The organism is Bradyrhizobium sp. 186 (genome assembly GCF_023101685.1).
GTDB lineage: Bacteria > Pseudomonadota > Alphaproteobacteria > Rhizobiales > Xanthobacteraceae > Bradyrhizobium.
Map to the genome: position 1 here is coordinate 5,363,450 of NZ_CP082164.1, position 22,244 is coordinate 5,385,693.

Genomic DNA, 22,244 nt, shown 5'->3' on the forward strand with positions numbered 1-22,244 from the left:
GGCCCGCCGGTCCTCGAATCAACGTGTGGCGATGTTCATGTTCCAGCGCCTTTTCGAGGGCCTCGGCGTCCATCTTTGCGGTCTTGCGTTTGCACTGGCCGTCGCGCTGTCGGCCGGTGGCGCACAGGCCGAGGAAGCGCATGCCATCGCCATGCACGGCAAGCCGGCGATACCGGCTGATTTCACCCATATGCCCTACGCCAATCCCAACGCCCCCAAGGGCGGCCGGCTGACTTGGGGTATCCTCGGCACCTTCGACAGCCTCAATCCCTTCATCGTGAAGGGATTGGCCGTGCAGCAAACGCGGAGCTACGTGGTTGAAAGCCTGCTTGCGCGCGGCTACGACGAGCCGTTCACGCTTTACGGCCTCCTTGCCAAATCAGTCGAGACCGACAACGAGCGAAGCTACGTCGCGTTCCGCCTCGATCCCCGCGCCCGCTTCTCCGACGGCAAGCCGGTGCTTGCCGAGGACGTGCTGTTCTCCTGGCAGCTCTTGCGCGACCACGGCCGCCCCAACCATCGGCAATACTATGCCAAGGTCGCCAAGGCCGAGGCGCTCGATCCCCTCACTGTCCGCTTCGACCTCACCGGCGCCAATGACCGGGAATTGCCGCTGATCCTCGGCCTGATGCCGGTCCTGCCCAAGCACGCGGTCGACGTCGCGACCTTCGAGGAGACGACATTGACGGGCCCCGTCGGCTCGGGTCCATACCGGGTCACGGCGGTGAAGCCGGGCGCCAGCGTGACGCTGGCGCGCAATCCCGACTATTGGGGCCGCGACCTGCCGGTCAATCGCGGTCTCTACAATTTCGACGAGATCAGGCTCGACTATTTTCGCGAGGCCAACGGCCAGTTCGAAGCCTTCAAGCGCGGCCTCTATGATTTCCGCGTCGAGAACGAGCCGTTGCGCTGGCACGACGGCTACGATTTTCCGGCAGCGAAGAGCGGCGAGGTCATCCGCGACGCCATCAAGCCCGGCGTGCCGCAGCCCTCGGAATTCCTGGTGTTCAACACGCGGCGTCCGATCTTCGCCGACATCCGCGTGCGCCAGGCACTGACGCTCTTGTTCGACTTCGAGCTCGTCAACCGCAACTACTTCTTCGGGCTTTATTCGCGCGTCGCAGGTTATTTCGCCGGCTCGGACCTGTCAGCCTATGGTCGGCCTGCGGACGCACGCGAGCGCGAGCTGCTAAAGCCGTTTGCCGCGCGGATCCCAACGGACATCCTGGACGGCAGCTACCGCCTGCCGGTGACCGACGGCTCAGGACGCGACCGCACGACGCTGCGCGCGGCGCTCAGGCTTCTGTCGGAGGCCGGCTACGACCTCGATGGCACCGTGCTGCGCAACCGCGCGACCAAGGCCCCCTTCACGTTCGAGATGCTGGTGACGACCCGCGACCAGGAGCGCGTCGCGCTCGCATTCCAGCGCGACCTCAAGCGCGCCGGCATCGAACCGAGCGTGCGATCGGTCGATCCCGTACAGTTCGACCAGCGCCGGCTCGCCTACGAGTTCGACATGATCCAGAACCGCTGGGACCAGTCGCTCTCGCCCGGCAACGAGCAATATTTCTACTGGGGCAGCTCGGCCGCCGACAATCCTGGGACCCGCAACTACATGGGCGCCAGGGATCCGGCGGTCGATGCCATGATCGCCGCCCTGCTCGAGGCCCGTGATCATACGGCCTTCGTCTCGGCGGTGCGGGCGCTCGACAGGGCGCTGATCTCCGGCTTCTACACAATCCCCCTGTTTAACGTATCCGAACAATGGATCGCGCGCTGGAATCGGATAGAACGGCCCAAGGCTACCGCGCTTTCCGGCTATCAGCCGGAAACCTGGTGGTCCAAGGGTGAGCCTCAAGCGAAATGACGCCGTGAACCAGCCAGCCGTATCGCCGACGCTCGACACGCTGTTCCAGCGCACGCTGACGCGGCAGCCGCACGCTTTGGCCCTGCTCGATCCCCTCAACAAGGCCCGCGTGACCGGACACCAGCCGCGGCGGCTGACCTATGCCGAGGCCGACACGGCGATCGAAGCGCTGTCGGCCTATTTCGTCGAATCAGGCCTGCCGGCCAATTCCGTCATCGCGATCCAGTTGCCGAACACGGTCGAGTTCGTGCTGACCGTGCTCGCCGCCCATCGCGCCGGGCTCGTTGTCGCCGTGCTGCCGCTGCTGTGGCGGCATGCGGAATTGACCGCCGCGCTCAACCGCACCGCGGCGCGCGCCATCGTCACCATGAGCAAGGTCGACGGCGTCAGCTATTCCGACCTCGCGATGCACGCCGCGGCCGAGGCTTTCTCGATCCGTCATGTCTGCGGTTTCGGCACCGACCTTCCGGAAGGCATGGCTTCGCTCGACGAGGTGCTGGCCCGCCCGCCCGGGACCACGCGCGCTGTGATCCAGGACGGCCGCAAGGCGGCGATGATCTCGTTCGACGTCACCGCGGAGGGTTTTCGCCCGGTGCCGCGCCCGCATTTCAGCCTGATCGCCGGCGGCCTTGCAATGTCGCTGGAAGCCGACATCCGGCAGGGCGCGACGGTGATGACGGCGTTCACGCCGATGTCGTTCGCAGGCCTCGCCTCCTCGCTCGCGGTGTGGCTGCTCTCGGGTGGAACGCTGGCGCTGCATCATCCCTTTGAGAACGACGTGCTGGAGCAGCAGATCAACGAGCACGCGTGCGAGGTGCTGATCGCGCCGGCACAGCTCGCCTTGCGGCTCGGCGATTCCGACCTCGCCGCGCGGATGCCGACCTTGCGCAACGTCATCGGCCTGTGGCGCGCGCCCGAGCAGGTGGCGGCGAGCGAAGCCTGGATCGCGCCGCATGCGCCGCTCACCGACGTCTACCTGTTTGGCGAGGCCGGACTGTTCGGCGCCCGGCGCGGCGAGGACGGCATGCCGGTGGCGGTGATGCCGGGGCCGCACGGCGCGCCCCGCGAGCAGTCGGGCTCGTCGATCGCCGGCGAGATCCTGCTGACGCCGAAGGGCACGCTCGGCCTGCGCGGACCGATGGTGCCGATCGCGGCCTACGCCCCTCCGCAGCCGGTCGGTGACACCCTGATGGCGCAGCCGCCGCGCGACTATGTCGATACCGGCTATGCCGCGCGGATCGACCGTCCCAGCGGCGCGATCTGCATCACCGCGCCGCCTTCCGGAATCATGGCCGTCGGCGGCTACCGCTTCCTCTCCAACGACCTCCAGGAATGGGCGCGCCGGCTCGGCCAGGGCGCGCTCCTCACCGCGCTGCCCGACCGGCTCAGCGGTCACCGGTTGGCCGGCCGGGCCCAGGACAATGCCCGCGCCCGCGAGGCGCTCAGCGAACTCGGGCTTAACCCCCTGATGGTCGAGGCTTTTCGCGACCGCTCCGGGCCGGTTTGAGCGCACTTTCGGCCCATCCGTTGACGCTGCATTAAGGCGGGCAAACTAGATTGCGCAGCATCGATTGCGTGATCAGAGTTTGCGATGTCCCAGGCGGGCCCGATCCTGTTTGTGTCCAATGCCGAGCGGCCGGCCTTCATTGCGAAGCTGGACGAGGCACGTCTGTTTCCCATCGTCGACAGCGATTGGGCCAGCGCCGCGCGCGCCGTCGAACAGGTGCAGCCTGCCGTGGTTCTCACCGCCATGCATGGTGGACACGAGCCGCATATGGCGGCGCTCGCGAAGAAGGTTGCCGACCAATCGCTGTACCTGCCGCTGGTCGCGCTGGACGCGCAGGGTTCGCTGCCCCACAACGCGCTGCCCTTCGCCTCGCACGGCGGTAACCCCGATCGCCTGATCGCGCGGCTCCGTGCCGCGCTCCGCGTGCGCACCCTCCATGCAACGGTGCTGCGCCGGCTGCCGGAAGTGAAGGTCGCGCTGCCGGAGGCCGATCCCGCGCGCGATGCCACCGTGCTCCTGATCGGCCGCGGCGCAGCCTATCCCGCGCTCTCCGTCGCGCTTGGCGAACGCGTCGGCGTCATCGGCGCGCTCTCGATCGAGGCCGCCGCAAAACATCTCAACAGCCGCGACATCGACGGCGTCGTGCTTGCCGAAGGATTTACCCCGCGCGTCGCCGACGCCTTCCTCACGGTGTTGGCCGAGGACGCCCGCTTCCGCAGCCTGCCCGTGGTCCTCACCGCACACCAGCTCACGCAAACCTACGACCTGCCCAATCTCGAACTCATCCCGGGCGAGCCGGCGAAAGTCGCCGCCAATGCGCTGCCGCTGATCCGTCAGCACGCGATGGAAGCTCAACTGAGCCGCACGCTGCGCTCAATCGACGCCGGCGGCTGGCTCGATCCGCGCAGCGGGCTCTTGACGACGGACGCCTTCGCCCGTGATTTTTCCAAGGCTGTGGAGCAGACGCTCGCCCGCGGCGGCGGCCTGTCGGTGGCGCGATTCGCCTTCGATCCCGGCAATCCCCGTGCGCAACTCGACGCCGCGCGGATCCTGAGCCGCCTGATGCGGCAGATGGACTTTGGCGCAGCACAGAAGGATGGCTCTGTCATCGTCGTATTCGCCGAAACCGACTTCCGCACCGCCCACATGATCGCACGCCGCCTCTCCGCGGTGATGCGGCACACCTCGAACGGCAAGCACGAGATGCGCAGCGATCCCGTGGTCAGCGTGGATTCGCTCTCGCCGTCGGACACGGCGCGGTCGCTGCTCGGGCGTCTTTCGGCGGAAGCCCCGCGCGCGGCGTCGTAGTTATCCTCTTCAGCGCATGATAAAGCCGCCGTCCACCGAGATGGATTGGCCGGTCACGTAGCTGGCTGCGTCGCTGCAGAGCCACAGCACCGCGTTCGCAATCTCCTCAGGGCGGCCGACCCGTCCCATCGGCACGCTCTTCTCCATTGCCCTGAGAGCATCGCCCTGGCCGGCGGCAACCATTTGGTCGGCCATCGGTGTCCAGATGAGACCGGGGCATATGGCATTGATACGGATGCCGCGTGCCGCATATTCGAGAGCCGCACTCTTGGTGAACCCAAGGACTCCGTGCTTGGCGGCATGATAGATGCCGCGCTCGGCACCTCCCACAAGCCCCCCGAGAGACGAACAATTGACGATCGCGCCGCTTCCCTGTTTGCGCATGTATTGCAGCTCGAATTTCATGCAGCTCCATTCGCCGCGGAGATTGACCCCCATGACGCGGTCGTAATCCTCGCGGGTGGTGTCTGCGGTCTCTGCGAGGACATTCTGGACGCCCGCGTTGTTATAGGCGGCATCGAGCCTGCCGAAGGCGGCGACCGTCTGCGCGACCATCGCCTCGACCTGCGGGTCATCGGAGACGTCGCAGCGGATGGCGATGGCCTTATGGCCTCGGGTGGTCAACTCACCAGCCGCGGCACGCACCGCGTCCTCGTTCCAGTCTGCCAGCGCAACGGACGCTCCGGATTCCGCAAAAGCCTTTGCCGTGGCGAGGCCCAGCCCGGACGCCGCGCCCGTCACCAGCGCGACTTGTCCCTCAAATGAAATGTTCATGAATATCTCTCCTGTAGATTTGCCGGGTCGGCGTACGCGCGGTCAGCGCTGTGTACGCTCGGCCTCCGCTTGGGGGTAACGGTCGCCTGCGATTGTGATCCGCGCAGCGGAAGCGTCGGTGTGCCTGATATCGTCGCGTGTGAGCGCGATCGTGGCGGCGGCGATGTTTTCGTCAAGGCGGCCGAGTTTGGTCGTGCCGGGGATCGGGACGATCCAAGGCTTCTGCGCCAGCAGCCAGGCCAATGCGACCTGCGCTGGCGTGGCACGCTTCCGAGCGCCGATCTGAGCCAGCAGGTCCACGACCGGCCTGTTCGCCTTGCGGGCCTCGGGCGTAAAGCGCGGCAAGCCGGCGCGGTTGTCATTACCGCCGAAGCTGGTGGTCTCGTCGATCTTGCCGGTGAGGAATCCCCTGCCCAGGGGACTGAAGGGCACGAAGCCGATCCCCAGCTCCTCGCAAACCGGCAACACCTCCGTCTCAGGCTGACGCCACCAGAGGGAGTATTCGCTCTGGATCGCCGCGACCGGCTGGACCGCGTGCGCACGGCGGATGGTTGAGGCGCCGGCCTCGCTGAGGCCGAAGTGCTTGACCTTGCCCTGGGCGATCAGATCCTTCACCGCACCGGCGACGTCCTCGATCGGGACATTGGGATCGACGCGGTGCTGGTAGAGCAGGTCGATCGCCTCGACCCGCAACCGCTTCAACGAGCCTTCGGCTGCCTGCCGGATGCGCTCGGGGCGGCTGTCGAGCCCGCCACCAGACCCACGAGAGTCGGCGGGACCGAGGTCGTGACCAAACTTGGTGGCGATGACGACGTCTTTCCGGAGCGGCTCCAACGCTTCGCCCACGAGCTCTTCATTGGTGAACGGGCCGTAGACCTCGGCGGTGTCGAAGAAGGTGACACCGCGCTGGACCGCCGCCCGGACCAACGCGATCATCTCCTTACGCTCCGGCGCCAGGCCACGATGATAGTTCAGGCCCATGCAACCGAGACCAATGGCCGACACCGTGAGGCCGCTATTGCCAAGCTTACGCATCTGCATTTTCAATCTCCTCGGTCCGCCGATCGTGCCCGACGCTCCAATGCGCATTCCACGGGCGCAAAAGGTGACGATCTCACGCTTGGCTGCTATCAACGGGCGGATGTCGGCTTTGCGTTCAACTGCCGCACGCGCGGGCTGGTCATTTCAATTCGCCAAGGTGCGAAATCACTTGCGGTACTGTTCGTCGCTGACCTTTTCCATCCAGTCGACATTCTTGCCGTTGAGCGATTCCGTTATGGCGATATGCGTCATCGCGGTCGTCGCGGTCGCGCCGTGCCAGTGTTTCTCGCCGGGCGGAAACCAGACGACATCGCCGGGACGGATTTCCTCAATCGGTCCGCCTCGCTTTGCACCCAGCCCAAGCCGGACGTGACGATCAGCGTTTGGCCAAGCGGATGGGTGTGCCACATGGTCCGTGCACCGGGTTCGAACGTCACGTGACCACCGCTCAGGCGAGCCGGGTCACCCACCTGAAACATCGGATCGACGCGGACTGTGCCCGTGAACCATGCTTCGGGACCTTTGCCAGAGGCTCGTGAGCCGTTGCGTTTGACGTCCATTGTTCCACGCCTTCCCGTTGTCGGGCCAGTCTCTTCCGAAGCCCTCGCGAACCCCGCAGGCAGCGATGCCAGCATGGCCAATCCGGCAGCGTCTGTGAGCATGCTCCGTCGCGTCAGCACGCACTGCACTTCCACTGCATTGCTCTCGCAGTGCCGGAAGGGAACGTCCGATCGATCCATATGCCGAACTCGCCTTACCTCGCGGGACTGCGCCAGATCTAATGCGTGCAGCTATGCAGACTAGCCACTATAATCGGCATGGGCTTATAAGCAGGATCGATAAATGCAGCGCGGAAATCTCGACGACCTCTCGGCCTTCCTGATCGTCGCCCGCGAGGGAAGCTTTACGAGAGCGGCGGCCAAGCTCGGCATTTCACAGTCCGCGCTCAGCTACACCATCAAGGAGCTTGAAGCCCGACTGAAGCTGCGCCTGTTGACGCGCACCACGCGCAGCGTGTCGCCGACGGCCGCCGGCGAGCGTCTCCTGCGCAACGTGGGTCCACGGATGGCGGAGATCGAGACGGAACTCGCCGCCTTGACCGAGCTTCGCGAAAAGCCCTCCGGTACCATTCGCATCACGGCGACCGAATATGCCACCGACGCCGTCCTTCTGCCGAAACTTGCGAAGCTCTTGCGTGAGTATCCGGACATCAAGGTCGAGATCGTCAGCGATTACGGCCTGACGGACATCGTCGCGCAGCGTTTCGATGCCGGCGTGCGGGATGGCGAGCAAGTCGCGCGGGACATGATTGCGGTACGAATCGGGCCCGACTCGCGCATGGCTGTCGTCGGGGCTCCGTCCTATTTCCGGAGCCGGTCAGAGCCGAAGAAGCCGTCGCAATTGGTAGAGCACAATTGCATCAATCTGCGCCTGCCGACCCATGGCGGATTGTACTCCTGGGAGTTCGAAAAGAGCTCGCGGGAACTCAAGGTTCGGGTCGATGGCCAATTGTACTTCAACACCACGACCCAAATGCTACATGCGGCGCTTGCCGGCCTGGGCCTGGCTTATTTGCCGGAGGGCTTGGTGCAACCACACATCAACAAGGGGCGCCTCCGGAGGGTGCTCGAGGACTGGTGCCCTCCCTATCCAGGCTACCACCTCTACTATCCAAGCCGGCGCCAGCCCTCCGCGGCCTTTGCACTCCTTGTCGAGGCGCTCCGCCAGCGGGACTGAGCTGTCACTTCGGCAAGGCGCCAAAGGCAATGGGCGTGGTTCGGATCAGCTTGAGCGACTGGACCATCTTCTCCACGGTCGCCTTGTACTTCTTGAAATGGACGGTTTCCAGGTGAGACCGGTAAGCATCCTGATTCCGGTAGATCTCGAACACCCTGACGCGTGCGGGGTTGTCGTTTTCGGAGACGGCATAGAGCGCGATGACACCGGGCTCAGCGCGCGTCGCGGTCTCGATATGCTCGCTCACCGCAGCCTTGTAGGATTCAAGCTGCGCAGGATCGATCTCTATCTCGGCTTCCTGCACGTATAGCGGCTGCAGATCGGCGGCGGCAGCGGATCCGGAAATGGCCGCCATCAGCACGGACGCACCCATCAGAAGAAGTTGCGAGATACTCAAGTCAGCCTCCGGCTAATGTGGCCGCTTTGCGAACACATCCTTCGCGACGGGCATCGCCGAAAAGACGTTGGGCCAGCCGACATAGAAGGCCAGCTGCGTGATCGCCTCGGAAGCCTCCATCTGGGTCAGGCCGTTATCCATCGCCCTGTTGAGGTGCGGCGTGAGCTGCGCGGTCTGCCCGTTGGCAATCAGCGCGCTGACGGTGACGAGACTGCGGTCCCTGGGCGCAAGGTCCGGGCGCAGCCACAGGTCACGAAACAGCACGTCGGTCGTGTACTGCACGACGCCCGGAAAGGACGCGCCGAATTGTTCCTGGACGTACGCCGCGCGCTGCGCCTCGGCAGCCTCGTCGAGCGGCAATGGCGTCACCGAGACGGCCGGAAGCTGCCCGGCGCCGATGTCGCGGGCGGTAAAAACGTCCTTGACAACGGCGACCGCCGACATCGCATTGGCCCAGCCCGCGTAGAAGGCCAGATGAGTGATGATCTCCGAAATCTCCCGCGGCTTCACCCCATTATCGAGCGCAAGATTGAAATGATGTGGCATCTCGATCGTTTGATTGCGCGCGATCAGCGCGGCCAATGTGACAATGCTGCGGTCGCGCGGCGCAAGGCCGGGCCGTTTCCACACGTCGCCGAGGAGACGGTTCTGCGTGTAGGCCTCCAACGCCGGGGCGACTTTCCGAACATCCGCATACGTTAGCGCGGGCTTTGATCCGGTCATGGCGGCAGTCTCCTCCGTGCGGGCCGATGGCATGGCCATCAGCGAAAGCAATGCGATAACCGCGGCTTGCAGTTTCATGAGCGATCTCCTGTACGCGGCAATTTCATCCCGGACACCCGGGCACCGATCGGGGTGATTGCCCTTGGCAGGCTGTCATAAGCGGTCGGTCGCCATGCGATTAGATGGCGAAATTCGTATGGACTTATCGAGCAGGCTTCTGAATTTGTCCTTCTCGCGGACCAAAATTGAAGGGGGCCCCCTGGGGCGGTCTCGGTCTTAGGCGCCGGATGGAGCCTGCTTCGCCTTCGATCCCGCAATCCCCGATCCTGTAGGGTGGGCAAAGGCGCACTTGCGCCGTGCCCACCATCTTTCCGCAACAACGACAAGTAGTGGGCACGCTTCGCTTTGCCCACGCTACGGCACCTCGCTTGGCCTCGCGCGCCCTACGCCGCCTTCTTGCTTTGCGCGAGCTGCGCCAGCTGGCGCATGATCTCGGTGGTGCCGGCGAGCCGCTCTTCCGGTGTCTCCCAGTCCTGGAAGAATACCACCTTCATGTCGGGCCGCACCTTCGCAGCCTGGCCGTGGCTGCGGATGAACGACACCAGGCGATCGGGATGCGCGAATGAACTGTCGCGGAAGGCGATCACGGCGCCCTTCGGGCCGGCATCGATCTTCCCGACATTGGCCTGGCGGCAGAACGCCTTGATCGCGGCGACCTTGAAGAGGTAGCGCACCTCGTCCGGCAGCACGCCAAAACGGTCGCGCATTTCGGCGCCAAAATTCTCGATCTCCTCCTCGCTGTCGAGATCGGCGAGGCGCCGGTAGAGCGACAGCCGCACCGAGAGGTCGCCGACGTAATCCTCCGGAATCAGCACCGGCATGCCGATGGTGATCGACGGCGACCAGCGGTCCGCCGCGGGCTCGGAGACGCCGGCCTTGAGGTTGACGATCGCCTCCTCCAGCATCGACTGATAGAGCTCGAAGCCGACCTCCTTGATGTGGCCGGACTGCTGCTCGCCCAGGATATTGCCGGCGCCGCGGATGTCGAGGTCGTGCGAGGCGAGCTGGAAGCCCGCGCCGAGCGTCTCCAGCGATTGCAGCACGGTGAGGCGGCGCTCGGCCTGCGCCGTGATCTTCTGCTGCGACGGCAGCGTGAACAGCGCATAGGCGCGCAGCTTGGAGCGGCCGACGCGGCCGCGGAGCTGATAGAGCTGGGCCAGGCCGAACATGTCGGCGCGATGCACGATCAAGGTGTTGGCGTTCGGGATGTCGAGGCCGGACTCCACGATGGTGGTCGAGACCAGGAGGTCAAACTTGCCGTCGTAGAACGCGGTCATGATGTCCTCGATCACCGCGGGCGGCATCTGCCCGTGCGCGACCGCGACCTTCATCTCCGGCACGTTCTTGTCGAGGAAATCCTTGACCTCGGCGAGGTCGTCGATGCGCGGCACCACGTAGAACGCCTGGCCACCGCGATAGCGCTCGCGCAAGAGCGCCTCGCGGATCATCAGGGGATCGTGCGGGGCGACGAAGGTGCGGACCGCCAGGCGATCGACTGGAGGCGATGCAATGATCGAAAGCTCGCGGACGCCGGTGAGCGCCAACTGAAGCGTGCGCGGGATTGGCGTCGCCGAGAGCGTCAGCACATGCACCTCGGCGCGCAGCTGCTTCAGCCGCTCCTTGTGGGTGACGCCAAAATGCTGCTCCTCGTCGACGATGACGAGGCCGAGGTCGCGGAACTTGATCGCCTTGCCGAGCAGCGCATGGGTGCCGACGACGATGTCGACCGAACCGTCGGTGATGCCCTTCTTGACCTGGTTGAGCTGCTTGGCCGGGATCAGGCGCGAGGCCTGCTCCACCTGCACCGGGAAGCCGCGGAAGCGGTCGATGAAGGTCTTGTGATGCTGGCGCGCGAGCAGCGTGGTCGGGACGACCACCGCAACCTGCTTGCCTTCGAGCGCGACCGCAAAGGCTGCGCGCAATGCCACCTCGGTCTTGCCGAAGCCGACGTCGCCGCAGATCAGCCGATCCATGGGACGGCCGAGTTCGAGATCCTTCAGCGTGGATTCGATCGCCCCCAGCTGGTCCTCGGTCTCGTCATAGGGGAAGCGCGCACAGAACTCGTCATAGAGGCCCGGCTGCACCGGCAGCTTTGGCGCCTCGTGCAAATGGCGCTCGGCGGCGATCTTGATCAACTCGCCCGCGATCTCGCGGATGCGGTTCTTCAGCTTGGCCTTGCGGGTCTGCCAGCCAGAACCGCCGAGACGGTCGAGCTCGACCGTGGTCTGGTCGGAGCCGTAGCGCGACAACAGCTCGATGTTCTCGACCGGCAGGAACAGCTTGGTCTCGGCGGCATAGTGCAGCTCGAGGCAGTCATGCGGCGCGCCGGCGACGTCGAGGGTCTGGAGGCCGATGAAGCGGCCGATGCCGTGGTCGACGTGCACGACGATGTCGCCGGCCGCCAGACTCGTGATTTCCGAGATGAAATTGTCGAGCTTGCGGCTCGCCTTGCGCGGCCGCACCAGGCGGTCGCCGAGGATGTCCTGCTCGCTGATCAGCGCGATCTCGTCGGTCTCGAAACCGCTTTCAAGGCCGAGCACGGCGAGCATGGTCTCGTTGCGCGGGGTGGCCTGCACCGTCCGCCAGCTGTTGACACTGGTGGTGTGGGTCAGCTTGTGGTCGCGCAGCATCGAAGTCATGCGGTCGCGCGAACCTTCGGTCCACAGCGTGATCACAACCTTCTTGCGCTGGGCATGCAACGCCATCACATGCGCGACGACGGTCTCGAACACATTCACGGTGGTGTCGTTGCGCTCCGGCGCGAAGTCGCGGCCCTTGCGTGCGCCGGCATCGACGACACTCGCGCCGTCGGCCGGCACGGAGAACTGCGTCAGCCGCGCCAGCGGGACGTCGCCAAGCCGCTTGCCCCACTCGTCTTCGGTCAGATAGAGCCGGTCCGGCGGCAACGGCTTGTAGATGGCGCCGCCGCCCGGATGCTCCATCGCATCGCGCCGGGCCTGGTAGTAGTCGACGATCTGCTTGAAGCGCTCGCGCACGGCGTCCTCGGCCTGCGGCTCGATCGCGACAGCCGCGCCTTGCAGATAGTCGAACAGCGTGTCCATCCGGTCCTGGAATAGCGGTAGCCAGTGCTCCATGCCGGGATGGCGGCGGCCTTCGCTGACGGCCTCATAAAGCGCATCGTCACGCTCGGGCGCGCCGAACTCGGCGACATAGCCCATGCGAAAGCGGCGGATGGTGTCGGTGACGAGCTGGAATTCGGAGATCGGCACCAGATCGAGCGAGCGCATGTCGAGCAGCGTGCGCTGGGTCTCGGCGTCGAAGGAGCGGATCGATTCCAGGCTGTCGCCGAAAAAGTCGAAGCGGACGGGCTGATCGAGGCCCGCCGGGAAGAGATCGAGGATACCGCCGCGCACGGCATATTCGCCGGGCTCGCGCACGGTCGAGGAACGGTTGTAGCCGTTGTGCTCGAGCCAGGCGACGATGGTGTCCATCGGCACGACGTTGCCGGGCGCGACCGACAGCGCCTGCGCCGCGACCAGATCGCGCGTCGGCACGTGCTGCACGATGGCATTCACCGTGGTCAGCACGATCAGCGGCTTGTCGCTGCCGGTCAGCGAGGCAAGCCGGGCCAGCGTGGTCAGGCGCTGCGCCAGGATGCCGCCATGGGGCGAGACGCGGTCATAGGGCTGGCAGTCCCAGGCCGGGAACTGGAGCACCGGCAGATCGGGCGCGAAGAATTGCAGCGCGCGTTCGAGCTGCTGCATGCGCGGGCCATCGCGGCAGATGACCGCAAGGCTGACAGCCGGCTTCTTCGGCCGGGCGGCGATGGCGCGCGCGAGATCCGAGATGACCAGGCCCTCGGCGCCTTCGGCGACATTGGCAAGCGTCAGCGCGCGGCCGGGCGTGAGCAGCTCGGCCGGCGATTTCGACGGCTGTTTCATGCGTTGCCGTCCGCGATCGGATACGCCTTGATGCGGGCAAATAGCGCGCCCGTGACGTCAGCCGAGAGCACCCTGTCGCCCGTGATGGCGGCATAGAGGTCGGGATCGTTGACCTCGAGCAGGCGCTCGAGCTCGGTCAGCTCGTCATCGGAGAGGTTGCCGATCTCGGCATCCGCGAAGCGGCCGAGGATCAGGTCCATCTCGCGGGTGCCCCGATGCCAGCAGCGGAACAGAATCCGCTTGCGGCGCTCGTCCAGGCCGTCGCTCGATCGTGTCGTTCCCGTCATGTCTCGATTCCAGTCAAACGCCAAAAGCCCGGACGTGCCGGGCCGGGGTGATATAGCCACTCGAACCGCCGCTGTCAGCCCTTTGTTGCGACAGTTCAAGCCCTCGTTTCCTCATGGCCGCACCTTCTCCCGGCTCCCCACGCGGAGCCGTGAAAAAAGACGTGGATGCCCGGCATAAAGCCGGGCATGACGGGCGGAAACAGTCCTAGATTCCTGTCATGCGCCCCAGCCTGCTCAATCCGCTGTTTGCTCCCGTGACCAGCCTTCCCGGCGTCGGTCCGAAGCAGGACAGGCTGCTGCGCTATCTGCTCAGCCGCGATGAGACACCCCGGCTGGTCGATTTGCTGCTGCACCTGCCGAGCCAGGTCATCGACCGCCGCGCGCGGCCGAAGATTCGCGACGCCGTCCAGGGAACCATGGTGACGCTCGAGGTCACCGTCGACCGCCACCGTCCGCCCCCGCCGCGCAATGCACGCGCGCCGTATCTGGTCTATGCCGGCGACGACACCGGCGACGTCGTGCTGACGTTCTTTCGCGCAAAGCCCGGCTATGTCGAAAAGCTGCTGCCGGTGGGCGAGAAGCGCTTCGTCTCCGGCACGCTCCAGATGTATGACGGCACTCCGCAGATCGTGCATCCCGACCGCGTGCTGGATGAGGAGGCCATCGCAAAGCTCTCCGGCATCGATCCCGTCTATCCGCTCACTGAGGGGCTGGCGCTCGGCTCGCTCCGCCGCGCGGTCGCGCAGGCGCTGCAAAAGCTGCCGGCCTTGCCGGAATGGATCAGCCCCGACGTGCTGCGCCGCTGCAATTTTCCACCGGTCACTGAGGCGCTCACCCGCGTGCACCAGCCGGTCGAGCTCACCGACATCCTGCCCGAAAAAACCTACTGGTCGCGCCTCGCCTTCGACGAATTGCTGGCCGGACAGCTCGCCCTTGCCTTGATCCGCGCGCAATTGCGCCGCCCGGCCGGCGTGCGCAATGCCGGCGACGGGCATCTCCGCAACAAGATCATCGACGCCCTGCCCTATTCATTGACGCCCTCCCAGCGCGACGCGGCCGCGGCGATCGCTGACGATCTGAAGCAGCCGGTGCGCATGCTGCGGCTGCTCCAGGGCGACGTCGGCTCCGGCAAGACCGTGGTGGCGCTGCTCGCCGCCGCGGCCGTCACTGAGGTCGGCAAGCAGGCCGCGCTGATGGCGCCAACCGAAATCCTGGCGCGCCAGCACATCAAGACCATCGCCCCGCTCGCCGAGCGCGCCGGCATGCGGGTCGCGATCCTCACCGGCCGCGAAAAGGGCAAGGAGCGGCGCGAGATCATCACGCAACTTGCAGAGGGCGAGATCGACCTGCTCGTCGGCACCCACGCCCTGATCCAGGACGACGTGATCTTCAGCGATCTCGCGCTCGCCATCGTCGACGAGCAGCACCGTTTTGGCGTGCGCGAGCGCCTGGCGCTGACCTCGAAGGGCGAAGCCGTCGACGTGCTGGTGCTGAGCGCGACGCCGATCCCGCGCACGCTGGTGCTGACCTATTTCGGCGACATGGACATCAGCGAACTGCGCGAGAAGCCGGCGGGTCGCCAGCCGATCGAAACCCGCACGATATCGATGAGCCGCCTCGACGAGGTCACGGACAGCATCGGCCGCGCGCTTCACGCCGACAAGCTGGTCTACTGGATCTGTCCGCTGGTCGAGGAATCCGAGGCCGAGGGCACCGAGCACCTGACCAATGCGACGAAACGTTTCGAGAGCTTGCAAAAACGTTTCGGCGACCGTGTCGGGCTCGTTCACGGCCAGATGAAGGGCACGGAAAAGGACCGCGTGATGGGCCAGTTCGCCACCCACGAGATCGGACTCCTGGTTGCGACCACCGTGGTCGAGGTCGGCGTCGACGTGCCGGCCGCCACCATCATGGTGATCGAGAACGCCGAGCGCTTTGGTCTCGCGCAGCTGCACCAGTTGCGCGGCCGCATCGGGCGCGGCTCGGAAGCCTCCACTTGCCTGCTGCTCTACAGCGAGCCGCTCGGTGAGATGTCGAAAGCGCGGCTGAAGGTGATCCGTGAGACCACCGACGGCTTTCGTATCGCCGAGGAGGACCTGAAGCTGCGCGGCGAAGGCGACGTGCTGGGCGTACGCCAGAGCGGCCTGCCCGGCTACCGCATCGCGCGTTCCGAGGTGCACGGCCAGCTCATCACGCAGGCCCGCGACGAGGCGCTGCGCATCATGAAGGACGATCCGAAGCTGAAGGGCGAGCGCGGCGAAGCACTAAGGTGCCTGCTGTATCTCTACGAGCGGGACGAGGCGATCCCGCTGATTGGGGCGGGTTGATCTGCGGCCGCGCCGACGGCACGCTCCCTCGCCCCGTTCTTACGGGAGAGGGAGTGCACGTGGCAACGCAATCTTTCATTGAGGCTGATTTTATGAAACCCTCCGACCATGCGCCGGATCATCGTTGTTGGCTGCCAGGGAAGCGGAAAGACCAGCCTCGCCCTGAAGCTCGGGCGAAAGCTCGCCCTGCCGGTGGTGCATCTCGACGTGCTCTACTGGCGGCCGGGCTGGAAGCCATCCGACAAGACAAGCTTTCGGGCACGCGTCGCGGAGGCTATCGCGGGCGAAACGTGGATCGTCGACGGCAGCTTCTCGGGGCTGGCCTTCGATATCACACTCGCGCGCGCTGATAGTCTGGTCGTCATCGACCGCCCGCGCTGGCTCTGCCAGTGGCGCATTCTCTGGCGTTCGGCCTTCGATCGCGACAAGACGCGGTCCGACTTGCCAGAGGGGTCTCCGGAGCAATTCGACTGGAAATTGATGCGGGAGGCGTGGCGCTACGACACGGAACGGGCGCCTGTCATCGAGACCGAGCGCGTGCAGTATGGCGCGGACGTCCCGGTCCTGCGCCTGAGAAGCGACCGGGACATCGAGGATTTTCTGGATTCCGTTTCAGTACAGGTTCACGCGGCGCGTGATTAATCGCGGTGACGCGGTTTGCGGCGACAGCTTGCCAGCTGCGCAGCCGGTGATTTTCGCCAGGGAGACGTCTCACGATGACCATCACCATTACCGCCTTTGAACGGTCACCCGATGGCGGCAAGGGATTGGCCCGCGATACGCGCGTTCGCTGGGCACTTGAAGAAGTGGGCCAACCCTACGAGGTTCGCCCGGTTTCGTTTCGTGCGATGAAGGAGCCTGCGCATCTGGCGCTGCATCCTTTCGGCCAGATTCCGACCTACGAGGAAGGCGATCTCGCCCTGTTCGAGACAGGGTCGATCGTCTTCCATATCGCCGAGCGCCATGCGGGCCTGCTGCCGGACGATGCCGATGCGCGGGCGCGCGCGATCACATGGATGTTTGCCGCGCTCAGCACGGTGGAGCCGGCGATCCTTGAACTCGTAACCGCCAGGCTTCTGGAGGGCGATAAGCCCTGGAGTAAGGAGCGCCTGCCTCTGGTCGAGGATCGCATCCGCGACCGGTTGAAGCAACTTTCCGCTCGCCTTGGCAGCGCAGACTGGCTCGATGGCGGGTTCAGCGCCGGCGACCTGATGATGGTGTCTGTACTGCTCAGGCTGAAACCATCCGGCCTTCTCGACGCCTATCCGAACCTGGCCGCCTATGTCGCCCGCGGCGAAGCGCGGCCCGCCTACAAGCGAGCCTTCGCCGCACAATTGGCGCTTAACACCGGCGAGCCAACCGGCTGATTGAGGTCCGTCCTGGTCTCGAAGTCGCCATCCGAGTTCTTCGTTCAGTTCACGGGTCCTAACCCGAGCCTTTTTTCTGCGCGATGCTCGCGGCGAACGCCTTCAGCAGCGCCGCATCCGCCGCCTCGCCTTTCGCATCTTCGGCCAGATGCTCAAACCAGCGCGCAAAACCTTCGTAGATCTGGCTGGCCGGATGATCCGGGCCGAGAAAGCCGGAAATCTCCCGCATCTCCGCGACCCAGCGATAGGCTTTCGGGATCATGTCCGGCAGCGCGACTTCGAGCCGCGCCAAGACCGCGGGCTGGCTCAGCGCGAGCTCGTCGCGCAGCGCATCCGCCGCGCCGGCTTTCGTTGCCGCGACCACCATCGCCGAGCCGATGCCGGCAAGACCCTTGACGATCCCGGCATACGACATCTTGAGTGCCGACGCCGCGCCGACCGGGCCCTCGACGATCCGCACGTCGAGGCCGAGCTGCTTGAGCATCGCGACATCCTTGACGTGCTCGCCAGACAGGTAGAAGGCCGGGCTCTTGCCGCCGGGCTGCGGCGGGAAACCGATGATGCCGGCATCGACGAAGCGGGCCTGTGCCGAACCGATGATCTGCTCGATCCGCAGCACGGTGTCGACATTGACGGCGTTGCAATCGACCACGACCGGCTTCTTCTCGCGCCTGACGATCAGCGCGGCCAGCCGCTCCGCGAGCGCCACGGCCTCGCCCGGAGGCACGATCGAAAGGATGATGTCGGCCTCCGCAATCGCATCATCCTCGGCGCCGACCATGCCGGCGTCAGCCGCCCGTTTCAGCGTCGCCTCGCTCCGTCCCTTCAACGAGGTCAGCACGCGCGCGCCATTCTCGCTGAGACGACGCGCCACCGCGCTGCCCATGGCGCCCGGTGCAAGGATCGCTATCGTTGGGGACATCGTGCACTCCAGTTCGAATTCCGAGCGATGGGCTCGGTTCGACTGGAAGACTAGCAGAGGATGCGAACGCCTGCGTGACCGCGGCCATCCCGCAGGGGAATGGCCCTACTCCACCTTCGCAGGCTCGGGCTGGAGCGTGGACGCATTGGCGATGCGCGCGGCATTCGCCATGCCGGCGAGCGCGGCCGCCTTCTTCTGGTCCGGCGCCGAGCCCGGCTGCACCACGCCGGCCGACATGATCAGCGTCGCGGCGTCCTCGGCACTCAAGTCAACTTCGATGATCTTGCTCTTGGGCACGTAGAAGAAGAAGCCGGTGGTCGGGTTCGGCGAGCACGGCAGGAACACCGAGACGTGCTCCTCCTGGCCCGGCAGACTGCGGGCGACGTCTTCATTCGGCGATTGCGAGATCAGCACGATCGACCACATGCCCGGCGACGGAAACTCGACCAGGCCTACCTTGCGGAAGCTCGAGCCCTTGCCCGAGAACAGCGTCTCGAACACCTGTTTCAAGCCGCGGTAGATCGCGCGCACCGCCGGGATCCGACCGACAAAAGTCTCGCCGAGATCGACCAGGGTGCGGCCGATCAAGTTGGCGGTCAGGAAGCCGAGCAGCGTCAGCGTGAAAACCGCGACAATCAGTCCCCAGCCGGGGACGACGTAGGGCATATAGGTTTCGGGCCGATACGCCAGCGGTATGAACGGCCGCACCACGCCGTCGACCCAGGTGACGAACCACCAGACCAGATACAGGGTGATTGCAATTGGCCCCGTCACCACGAGGCCGGTGAGGAAATAGTTGCGGAAGCGGCCCATCAGGCCGGTATGTGGTTCCGGGATGGGATCAGGCAGAGGCGCAGGCACATCGTGGCGGGCGGTCATTCGGGTTCCAGGTCGGTCGCTTCACTCAAGCTAGGGTCTTCTAGCAGGTTTTGGAAGACCACGAAGCGTCCCGGCCCGATCCCTTCTGCCTATTCCACGGTCACTGACTTGGCGAGGTTGCGCGGCTGGTCGACGTCGGTGCCCATTACGACAGCCGTATGATAGGCGAGCAACTGCACGGGGATGGCATAGACCATCGGCGTGAAAGCCGCCGCCATGTCGGGCATGACGATGGTGACGAGGGATTCGACGGTCGCCTCCTCCGCGCCCTTGGCGTCGGTCATCAGGATGATGTTGCCGCCGCGGGCGGCGACCTCCTGCATGTTCGACACCGTCTTCTCGAACACCCGGTCGTAGGGCGCGATGACGACGACCGGCATGGTCTCGTCGATCAGCGCGATCGGCCCGTGCTTGAGCTCGCCTGCGGCATAGCCTTCGGCGTGGATGTAGGAGATCTCCTTCAGCTTCAGTGCGCCTTCGAGCGCGAGCGGGAAGCTGGTGCCGCGGCCGAGATAGAGCACGTCGCGGGATTTTGCGATCTCGCGCGCCAGCTTCTCGATCTGGAGCTCGGTGGTGAGCGCATCGGCCATGAGGCGCGGAATCTCGACGAGGCCGTGGACGAGCTTGGTCTCGTCCTCGTCGGACAGTTCGCCACGCGCCTTGCCGGCTGCAATTGCAAGGTTTGCCAGCACCATAAGCTGGCAGGTGAAGGCTTTGGTCGAGGCGACACCGATCTCGGGCCCGGCCAGCGTTTGCAGCACGGTCTCGCTCTCGCGCGCGATCGTGGAGGTCGGCACGTTGACGACGGCGACCGTGTGCACGCCCTGGTCCTTGGCGTAGCGCAGCGCGGCCAGCGTGTCGGCGGTCTCGCCCGACTGCGAAATGACGATCGCGAGATCGCCCTTGCGAAGCGGCGCCTCGCGGTAGCGGAATTCGGAGGCGACATCGACCTCGACCGGCACGCGCGCAAAACGCTCGAACCAGTATTTTGCGACGAAGCCGGCGTAACTCGCGGTGCCGCAAGCGGTGATGTTGATGCGCTGGATGTTCTTGAAGTCGAACGGAAGCTTGACAGGCAGCGAGACGCGCTCGGTCGCCATGTCGACATAGCGCGCCAGGGTGTGGCCGACCACCTCGGGCTGCTCGTGGATCTCCTTCGCCATGAAGTGGCGGTAGTTGGCCTTGTCGACCAGCGAGGTCGCGGCGGCGTGCTTGATCTTGTCGCGCTGGACGGCGTGGCTGTCCTTGTCGAAGATCGCAGCGCTCTTGTGGGTCAGCACGACCCAGTCGCCGTCCTCGAGATAGCTGATCGTGTCGGTGAACGGGCCAAGCGCGATGGCGTCGGAGCCGAGATACATCTCGCCGTCGCCATAGCCGATCGCGAGCGGCGGCCCGTTGCGGGCGCCGATCATCAGGTCGTCCTCGCCGGCGAAGATGAAGCCGAGCGCGAAGGCGCCGCGCAGCCGTGCCAGCGTCTGCTTCACCGCTTCGACGGGCTTGTTGCCGCGCGTAAGCAGATCGTCGACGAGATGCAGCACGATCTCGGTGTCGGTCTCGGTGTGGAACACCGTGCCCTTCTTCTGCAACTCCTCGCGCAGCTCGCGAAAATTCTCGATGATGCCGTTGTGGACCACGGCGACGCGTTCGGTCGCATGCGGATGCGCATTGTGCACGGTTGGCTTGCCGTGGGTGGCCCAGCGGGTGTGGCCGATGCCGGTGGTGCCCTTCAACGGCTCGGCGCGCAGCCGCGCCTCCAGATTCTTCAGCTTGCCCTCGGCGCGACGGCGCTCGAGATGCCTGCCTTCGAGGGTGGCGACGCCCGCGGAGTCGTAACCGCGATATTCAAGACGTTTGAGCGAATCCACCAATTGCTCTGCAACCGGCTCGCGCCCGAGAATGCCGACAATCCCGCACATGCGGATCAATATCCCCCAAATCGTCGAAAAATCATCCAAACGACGCGTGCAGCTTCTAGCGAAGTTCGTAAGGAATCAGTTACTCAATAATTATTGCCTTGTCGTACATTCCAGTGATTTCAACGGTTTCCCCGGTGGTTTTTGGCGATATTGGTGAAGAGTTTCCCAGTTCCATCGAAAATGCCCGCAATTCCGGATTTTCCAAAAAGAATGAGGCCGCCCGCAGGCGGCGCCTTCATCGTCAGACCGCCCTCGCCTGTCAACCCACTACGACCAGCGCCGCCCGCTTGCTGGCGACCTTCTTGGCCGTGCGCTTCTCGACCGCGTCCCACTCGCCGACCGCGTTCTCGTTCATGGTCTCTTGCTCGCCGAGACTGAACGGACGATCGGTACTGTCCTAATTAGGACACTCGTTTCGGGAAATTAGGACACCTAACGAAAAGCCCGGCACGAGGGCCGGGCCGATCGGAAGTAAATCGTAGGTCCAAAGCAATGGACCGATTAGAGAAAACTTCCTGCGGGCAGTCGGTCCGGATTCCGACATTCGATGATCGCCCGCGCATTTCTGCTTTGGCACTGTGGCTGAGCGGTTACACTCGCGCGGATCGGCGGCTTTGTCCTCCTTGTCGGCGGCGCGCGCCACGATCTTGCGCGCGGGTGACCCGGCGCAGACACTGTTCCTGTCCGGAACAGTATCGCCAATGTGCTGAAACGAACAGAACAGCGCATTGAGCTTCGAGTAGGCTCCAATCGCTTGGCCTTCCTCAAGGTCCAAGCACCTCCAGCGGCCCCGGCCCACATTCCCCAAAAGCCCCACGGCCGGGGCCGTCTTTGCCCAGCTAGCGATACCCCGCCATCAAGCGTGGCCCGGCGCGGCTGGCAAATTATCGATTGCAGTGAGGGCAGCCGGCGGCGCGCCTCGCCTGCGTCGAATTGGCCGGCCTTAAACCGCGTGCATTAACTTGTTGTCAACAAGTTTGGCCAACCATTCCCACCGGGAGATCAAGGCCATGAAAGGCTCGTCCGACCGCAAAGGCCTGTCGTCAATGTCTGTGCACGCCAGTGAGACCACGGGCACGCACCTTGCGCATTGGCCGCCGCCCCAGCGCGGCAAGGAAAGCAAGCCTGTCTTCGTCAAGCACGCCGCCGGCGAACCGGCGAAGCGTGCCAAGGCGCGCGGCTGGCGCTTGACGCGCGCGATCTTCTCGGAATTCGACGACGACGAATAGC

Annotated in this window: 17 protein-coding genes and 1 pseudogene; 8 read left to right on the top strand and 10 right to left on the bottom strand. The window is 65.1% G+C overall.

Annotation, left to right across the window (positions count from 1 at the left end; genetic code table 11):
- The first annotated feature begins 31 nt into the window (after positions 1 to 31).
- The 3 genes from IVB18_RS25705 to IVB18_RS25715 all read left to right on the top strand — a co-directional run bounded on the left by IVB18_RS25705 (position 32) and on the right by IVB18_RS25715 (position 4,682).
- Positions 32 to 1,867, top strand: coding sequence for an extracellular solute-binding protein (locus tag IVB18_RS25705; protein ID WP_247991733.1), 1,836 nt, complete (start codon positions 32 to 34; stop codon positions 1,865 to 1,867).
- Between the two features lie 4 nt (positions 1,868 to 1,871).
- Entirely contained in the window at positions 1,872 to 3,374 is a 1,503-nt protein-coding gene (locus IVB18_RS25710; RefSeq protein ID WP_247983226.1) for a class I adenylate-forming enzyme family protein, read from the top strand.
- Between the two features lie 84 nt (positions 3,375 to 3,458).
- Complete coding sequence (locus IVB18_RS25715; protein WP_247983227.1) at positions 3,459 to 4,682, top strand: GGDEF domain-containing protein; 1,224 nt, start codon at positions 3,459 to 3,461, stop codon at positions 4,680 to 4,682.
- 9 nt (positions 4,683 to 4,691) lie between these two features.
- Here the strand turns inward: IVB18_RS25715 and IVB18_RS25720 are convergent, their stop codons facing one another.
- The 3 genes and pseudogenes from IVB18_RS25720 to IVB18_RS25730 form a co-directional block, all read right to left on the bottom strand.
- Positions 4,692 to 5,456: an SDR family oxidoreductase gene (locus IVB18_RS25720; RefSeq protein ID WP_247983228.1), complete on the bottom strand. Its 765-nt coding sequence runs from the start codon at positions 5,454 to 5,456 to the stop codon at positions 4,692 to 4,694.
- A 42-nt stretch (positions 5,457 to 5,498) separates the two neighbouring features.
- Positions 5,499 to 6,497 carry an aldo/keto reductase gene (locus IVB18_RS25725; protein WP_247983229.1) on the bottom strand — a complete coding sequence of 333 codons (999 nt, stop codon included), beginning with the start codon at positions 6,495 to 6,497 and terminating at the stop codon, positions 5,499 to 5,501.
- 165 nt (positions 6,498 to 6,662) lie between these two features.
- Positions 6,663 to 7,057, bottom strand: a pseudogene (locus IVB18_RS25730) (cupin domain-containing protein).
- Between the two features lie 283 nt (positions 7,058 to 7,340).
- Between IVB18_RS25730 and IVB18_RS25735 the strand changes: the two are divergent.
- Positions 7,341 to 8,234, top strand: coding sequence for a LysR family transcriptional regulator (locus tag IVB18_RS25735; protein ID WP_247983230.1), 894 nt, complete (start codon positions 7,341 to 7,343; stop codon positions 8,232 to 8,234).
- A 4-nt stretch (positions 8,235 to 8,238) separates the two neighbouring features.
- Here IVB18_RS25735 and IVB18_RS25740 read toward each other — a convergent pair whose 3' ends face one another.
- The 4 genes from IVB18_RS25740 to IVB18_RS25755 form a co-directional block, all read right to left on the bottom strand.
- The gene (locus IVB18_RS25740) at positions 8,239 to 8,589 is read right to left on the bottom strand and encodes a putative quinol monooxygenase (protein ID WP_247991734.1); all 351 of its coding nucleotides are present in this window, start codon (positions 8,587 to 8,589) and stop codon (positions 8,239 to 8,241) included.
- Positions 8,590 to 8,643: 54 nt separating this feature from the next.
- Positions 8,644 to 9,393 carry a carboxymuconolactone decarboxylase family protein gene (locus tag IVB18_RS25745; protein ID WP_346732677.1) on the bottom strand — a complete coding sequence of 250 codons (750 nt, stop codon included), beginning with the start codon at positions 9,391 to 9,393 and terminating at the stop codon, positions 8,644 to 8,646.
- 404 nt (positions 9,394 to 9,797) lie between these two features.
- Positions 9,798 to 13,316, bottom strand: a complete 3,519-nt coding sequence (gene mfd / locus IVB18_RS25750; protein ID WP_247983232.1) for a transcription-repair coupling factor — start codon at positions 13,314 to 13,316, stop codon at positions 9,798 to 9,800.
- Positions 13,313 to 13,603 (bottom strand): succinate dehydrogenase assembly factor 2, encoded by a 291-nt coding sequence (locus IVB18_RS25755; protein WP_247983233.1) that lies wholly within the window; start codon positions 13,601 to 13,603, stop codon positions 13,313 to 13,315. Before IVB18_RS25755 ends, mfd begins: the two co-directional genes overlap by 4 nt.
- Positions 13,604 to 13,821: 218 nt before the next feature.
- Here IVB18_RS25755 and recG point away from each other — a divergent pair, with 218 nt between their 5' ends.
- The 3 genes from recG (at position 13,822) to IVB18_RS25770 (ending at position 17,297) form a co-directional block, all read left to right on the top strand.
- Positions 13,822 to 15,930 (top strand): ATP-dependent DNA helicase RecG, encoded by a 2,109-nt coding sequence (gene recG, locus IVB18_RS25760; RefSeq protein WP_247983234.1) that lies wholly within the window; start codon positions 13,822 to 13,824, stop codon positions 15,928 to 15,930.
- A 108-nt stretch (positions 15,931 to 16,038) separates the two neighbouring features.
- Positions 16,039 to 16,572 carry an AAA family ATPase gene (locus tag IVB18_RS25765; RefSeq protein WP_247983235.1) on the top strand — a complete coding sequence of 178 codons (534 nt, stop codon included), beginning with the start codon at positions 16,039 to 16,041 and terminating at the stop codon, positions 16,570 to 16,572.
- A gap of 74 nt (positions 16,573 to 16,646) precedes the next feature.
- Entirely contained in the window at positions 16,647 to 17,297 is a 651-nt protein-coding gene (locus IVB18_RS25770; RefSeq protein WP_247983236.1) for a glutathione S-transferase family protein, read from the top strand.
- A gap of 58 nt (positions 17,298 to 17,355) precedes the next feature.
- Here IVB18_RS25770 and IVB18_RS25775 read toward each other — a convergent pair whose 3' ends face one another.
- From IVB18_RS25775 to glmS, 3 genes are all read right to left on the bottom strand, one after another.
- Positions 17,356 to 18,219, bottom strand: coding sequence for an NAD(P)-dependent oxidoreductase (locus tag IVB18_RS25775; protein ID WP_247983237.1), 864 nt, complete (start codon positions 18,217 to 18,219; stop codon positions 17,356 to 17,358).
- 105 nt (positions 18,220 to 18,324) lie between these two features.
- Positions 18,325 to 19,098 (bottom strand): DUF502 domain-containing protein, encoded by a 774-nt coding sequence (locus tag IVB18_RS25780; RefSeq protein WP_247983238.1) that lies wholly within the window; start codon positions 19,096 to 19,098, stop codon positions 18,325 to 18,327.
- An 89-nt stretch (positions 19,099 to 19,187) separates the two neighbouring features.
- Positions 19,188 to 21,014 carry a glutamine--fructose-6-phosphate transaminase (isomerizing) gene (glmS, locus tag IVB18_RS25785; protein ID WP_247983239.1) on the bottom strand — a complete coding sequence of 609 codons (1,827 nt, stop codon included), beginning with the start codon at positions 21,012 to 21,014 and terminating at the stop codon, positions 19,188 to 19,190.
- Between the two features lie 1,010 nt (positions 21,015 to 22,024).
- Here glmS and IVB18_RS25790 point away from each other — a divergent pair.
- A complete protein-coding gene (locus IVB18_RS25790; RefSeq protein WP_247983240.1) occupies positions 22,025 to 22,243 on the top strand; it encodes a hypothetical protein in 219 nt (72 codons plus the stop codon).
- Position 22,244: the final 1 nt, after the last annotated feature.

What these genes read in the sequence shown, in the direction of transcription:
- IVB18_RS25705 (WP_247991733.1), top strand. Translation starts at nt 32, where the DNA reads ATGTTCATGTTCCAGCGCCTTTTCGAGGGCCTCGGCGTCCATCTTTGC.
- IVB18_RS25715 (WP_247983227.1), top strand. Translation starts at nt 3,459, where the DNA reads ATGTCCCAGGCGGGCCCGATCCTGTTTGTGTCCAATGCCGAGCGGCCG.
- IVB18_RS25720 (WP_247983228.1), bottom strand. Translation starts at nt 5,456, where the DNA reads ATGAACATTTCATTTGAGGGACAAGTCGCGCTGGTGACGGGCGCGGCG.
- IVB18_RS25725 (WP_247983229.1), bottom strand. Translation starts at nt 6,497, where the DNA reads ATGCAGATGCGTAAGCTTGGCAATAGCGGCCTCACGGTGTCGGCCATT.
- IVB18_RS25735 (WP_247983230.1), top strand. Translation starts at nt 7,341, where the DNA reads ATGCAGCGCGGAAATCTCGACGACCTCTCGGCCTTCCTGATCGTCGCC.
- IVB18_RS25740 (WP_247991734.1), bottom strand. Translation starts at nt 8,589, where the DNA reads ATGGCGGCCATTTCCGGATCCGCTGCCGCCGCCGATCTGCAGCCGCTA.
- IVB18_RS25745 (WP_346732677.1), bottom strand. Translation starts at nt 9,393, where the DNA reads ATGGCCATGCCATCGGCCCGCACGGAGGAGACTGCCGCCATGACCGGA.
- mfd (WP_247983232.1), bottom strand. Translation starts at nt 13,316, where the DNA reads ATGAAACAGCCGTCGAAATCGCCGGCCGAGCTGCTCACGCCCGGCCGC.
- IVB18_RS25755 (WP_247983233.1), bottom strand. Translation starts at nt 13,603, where the DNA reads ATGACGGGAACGACACGATCGAGCGACGGCCTGGACGAGCGCCGCAAG.
- recG (WP_247983234.1), top strand. Translation starts at nt 13,822, where the DNA reads ATGCGCCCCAGCCTGCTCAATCCGCTGTTTGCTCCCGTGACCAGCCTT.
- IVB18_RS25765 (WP_247983235.1), top strand. Translation starts at nt 16,039, where the DNA reads ATGCGCCGGATCATCGTTGTTGGCTGCCAGGGAAGCGGAAAGACCAGC.
- IVB18_RS25770 (WP_247983236.1), top strand. Translation starts at nt 16,647, where the DNA reads ATGACCATCACCATTACCGCCTTTGAACGGTCACCCGATGGCGGCAAG.
- IVB18_RS25775 (WP_247983237.1), bottom strand. Translation starts at nt 18,219, where the DNA reads ATGTCCCCAACGATAGCGATCCTTGCACCGGGCGCCATGGGCAGCGCG.
- IVB18_RS25780 (WP_247983238.1), bottom strand. Translation starts at nt 19,098, where the DNA reads ATGACCGCCCGCCACGATGTGCCTGCGCCTCTGCCTGATCCCATCCCG.
- glmS (WP_247983239.1), bottom strand. Translation starts at nt 21,014, where the DNA reads ATGTGCGGGATTGTCGGCATTCTCGGGCGCGAGCCGGTTGCAGAGCAA.
- IVB18_RS25790 (WP_247983240.1), top strand. Translation starts at nt 22,025, where the DNA reads ATGAAAGGCTCGTCCGACCGCAAAGGCCTGTCGTCAATGTCTGTGCAC.